Source organism: Sphingomonas sp. 66-10 (genome assembly GCF_001897045.1).
GTDB lineage: Bacteria > Pseudomonadota > Alphaproteobacteria > Sphingomonadales > Sphingomonadaceae > Sphingomonas > Sphingomonas lycopersici.
In genome coordinates this window covers 13,692-16,883 of record NZ_MKRR01000005.1, presented here as the reverse complement: position 1 = coordinate 16,883, position 3,192 = coordinate 13,692, and the positions used below count along the sequence as shown (strand labels likewise).

At 65.3% G+C, this 3,192-nt stretch carries 3 protein-coding genes; all 3 read left to right on the top strand.

The window, feature by feature from the left end:
- Positions 1-91 precede the first annotated feature (91 nt).
- The 3 genes from BGN95_RS01080 (at position 92) to BGN95_RS01070 (ending at position 3,147) form a co-directional block, all read left to right on the top strand.
- Entirely contained in the window at positions 92-769 is a 678-nt protein-coding gene (locus BGN95_RS01080) for a sodium:solute symporter family transporter (protein WP_286771365.1), read from the top strand.
- Between the two features lie 32 nt (positions 770-801).
- On the top strand, positions 802-1,623 hold the full coding sequence (locus BGN95_RS01075; protein WP_286771364.1) for a LysR family transcriptional regulator: 822 nt from the start codon (positions 802-804) through the stop codon (positions 1,621-1,623).
- A 288-nt stretch (positions 1,624-1,911) separates the two neighbouring features.
- Positions 1,912-3,147: a tyrosine-type recombinase/integrase gene (locus tag BGN95_RS01070; protein WP_286771363.1), complete on the top strand. Its 1,236-nt coding sequence runs from the start codon at positions 1,912-1,914 to the stop codon at positions 3,145-3,147.
- The last annotated feature ends 45 nt before the right edge of the window (positions 3,148-3,192 follow it).

Sequence of the window (3,192 nt, the reverse complement as noted above, 5' to 3'; positions counted from 1 at the left end):
GCCTAGTCGTATGCTCAGTCATATGGCTCACTCTTATCTAAGAGCGAGACCCTGTCAGGTCATTTCGGGGGCCAACTCACCCAGCGCCTTCATGTTCTACATCATTGGCACCGTATTGTTCGCTTATTATCGCGCGCGCCCCGAGCAACTGAGCCCGACGCTGCCGATCGACGCGGTGTTTCCCGCCTTCATCGGCACCGAGCTGCCGCCGGGCATCGTCGGGCTGATCATCGCCGGGCTGATCGCGGCCGCGATGGGGACGCTGTCGGGGATCATCAACAGCGTCGCCACCTTGCTGTCGGTCGATTTCTACGAGCGCCTCGTGCCCGGCCGGAGCGAGCGGCAGATCGTGCGCTTCGCCGAAGGGGCCAGCATGGGTGTCGGGCTGGTCGGCATCGCGATCGCGATCGTCCTGTCGCGGCTCGACATCCATTCGCTGCTCGATCTGACGATCGAGCTGTTCGGCCTGCTCGGCGGCGCCTGTGCCGGCGCCTATACGCTCGGGCTGTTCACGCGCCGCGCCAATTGGCAGGGCGTCGCGATCGGGATCGTGGCGGCGTCGATCATCACCTTCGTCGTCTGGTGGTTCGGGCTCGTCCACCCCTATCTCTATCTTGCGCTGGCGATCGCTTCGTCGATCGTCATCGGCTATCTGACGAGCTATCTGTTCCCGCCCCCGAGTCATTCGCTCGAAGGGCTGACGATCTATTCCCGGCGCCCGGCAAGCGCCGTTTCGGATGAGGCTGCGCCATCGATACCGGGTTCCTGAAGACGTTCGTCACCGTCATCGACCAGGGATCGATGGCCGCCGCGGCGCGCGTGCTCAACATCAGCGCATCGGCGGTGGCGCAGCAGCTTCACGCGCTGGAACGCGATCTGGGCGCACCGCTGGTGATGCGCGTCGGGCGGACGATGCGGATGACCGAGCAGGGCGCGCGCGTCCTCGGCCCGGCGCGCAAGCTGTTGCGGGACACCGCCGATCTGCGCAGCGTCGCGCATGACGGGGAGGTGTCGGGCGAATTGCGGCTCGGCGCGTGCACCACCCCGCTCACCGGCCTGCTTCCCGATATTCTGGCGCGGGTCAGCCGCAAATTCCCGCAGGTGACGATCCACATCCAATCGGGCAATTCGGCGCAGCTCTTCGTCGACGTGGACAAAGGCCGGCTCGATGCCGCGCTGGTACTCGAGGCGCCCTATCCGCTTCCCAAGACGTGCGAATGGCTGCTGCTGCGCGAAGAGCCGCTGATCGTGCTCGCCCCGCGTGCGCTCGCCGACCGGGATCCGCTCGATCTGCTGCGCGAGGAACCGCTGATCCGTTACGACCGCAACCAATGGGGCGGCCGCTCGGCGGAGCTTTATCTCAACGAGGCGGGCATCACCCCGCGCGAGCGGTTCGAGCTCAACGCGCTCAACGCGATCGCGATGATGGTCGATCGCGGGCTGGGGGTTTCGATCGTCCCGGACTGGGCGCCGCCCTGGCCGGAAGGGATCGATATCGCGCGGCTGGACCTGCCGGAGCGGCGCGTCGGGCGGCGGATCGGCATCGTCTGGTCCCGCTCCAGCGTCCGCTCGCGTCTGGTCAACGTGCTGTTGCAGGAAAGCGTGCGCGCGGAGGGCCGATAGCACGCGCTGCTTGGCGGCATAGCGTTGAGCGGCCGGATCGGTTCATTCGTCGACGGATAGGTCGGCGGACAGCGTTTCGGACTCTCACGGCGAAAACACGGGTTCGAGTCCCGTAGGGGTCACCAAAATCCTCTCCCAGAGGGTTCCAGAAGATGCCGTAAGTGGCGGAATTCTGCGGTTTTTTGTGGTATAGGTATCCCATACGGAGCGGTCTCGGACCACCGGATACCAGCATGTTGATGGTATGTCTGATGGTAGCGCGGCCCTCCCCGAAACGGAGATACCATCATGGCGCTTTCCGCTGCCGCGATCAGAAACATCAAGGTTCGGGCCAAGCCCTATAAGCTCACCGATAGCGACGGGTTATTCCTCTATGTGACGCCGAACGGCGGGCGCTACTGGAGAATGAACTACCGCCACCTGGGGAAGCAGAAGACGCTGGCATTCGGCGTCTGGCCCGACACCGGTCTTGCCGAAGCCCGCGAGCAGCGCGACGCCGCGCGGAAGGTGCTGGCGCGCGGTGACGACCCGGCCGAGAAGATCAGGCTCGACCGAATCGCCGCCACCGTGGCCGCATCCAACAGCTTCAAGGCCGTTGCCGACGAATGGCTGGTGAAGGTCGAGCGCGAAGGCCGCTCCGCCGTCACCATGAAGAAACTGCGTTGGTTGCTCGACTTCATCAATGCGTCGATCGGCAAGCGCCCGGTCACCGCGATCACCGCGCAGGAGCTTTTGACCATGCTGCGCAAGATGGAGAGCAAAGGCCGGTATGAGACGGCCAAGCGGCTACGCAGCACGTGCAGCCAGATATTCCGCTACGCCATCGCTACGGCCCGCGCCGAGCGCGATGTGGCGGCTGACCTGCGCGGCGCGCTGATCGCGCCGCAGCCCGTTCACCGCGCCGCCATCACCAGCGCCCACGACGCAGGCGGCCTCCTGCGGGCGATCGAAACGTTCGAGGGGTTCGCCAACACCAAGGCGGCGCTGCAATTGCTCCCCCACGTGTTCGTCCGTCCCGGCGAGTTGCGCCACGCCGAATGGGTCGACTTCGATTTCGACAAGGCGGTGTGGACGATCCCGCCGCACAAGACCAAGATGCGGCGCGCGCATTCCATCCCCCTTTCGGTGCAGGCGCTCGCCATCCTCCAGACCATCGAGCATGACGCCGACTATAGCCGCTATCTGTTCCCCTCGCTGCGGTCGGTGGATCGGCCCATGTCGGAAAACACCATCAACGCGGCCTTACGGCGCATGGGCTTCGCGCAGGACGAAATGACCGGCCACGGCTTCCGGGCGATGGCGGCCACGCTGCTTAACGAAATGGGGCTATGGCATCCCGACGCGATCGAGCGTCAGCTTGCCCATTGCGACAACAATGCCGTGCGACGCGCCTATACGCGCGGGGAATATTGGGACGAGCGCGTCCGCATGATGCAGCACTGGTCCGACCATCTCGATTTCCTGCGCGATGGCCGCAAGGTCGTCACCGGCAAGTTCGGGAGGGCGAAACGAAACGTCGCCTGACCCGCCGGCACCGTGGTCGCCGTGCTCTCGCCGATATCGGCGTGG

Bases quoted from the DNA above. Each gene is read 5' to 3' on its own strand.
- BGN95_RS01080 (WP_286771365.1), top strand. From the start codon at position 92: ATGTTCTACATCATTGGCACCGTATTGTTCGCTTATTATCGCGCGCGC.
- BGN95_RS01075 (WP_286771364.1), top strand. From the start codon at position 802: ATGGCCGCCGCGGCGCGCGTGCTCAACATCAGCGCATCGGCGGTGGCG.
- BGN95_RS01070 (WP_286771363.1), top strand. From the start codon at position 1,912: ATGGCGCTTTCCGCTGCCGCGATCAGAAACATCAAGGTTCGGGCCAAG.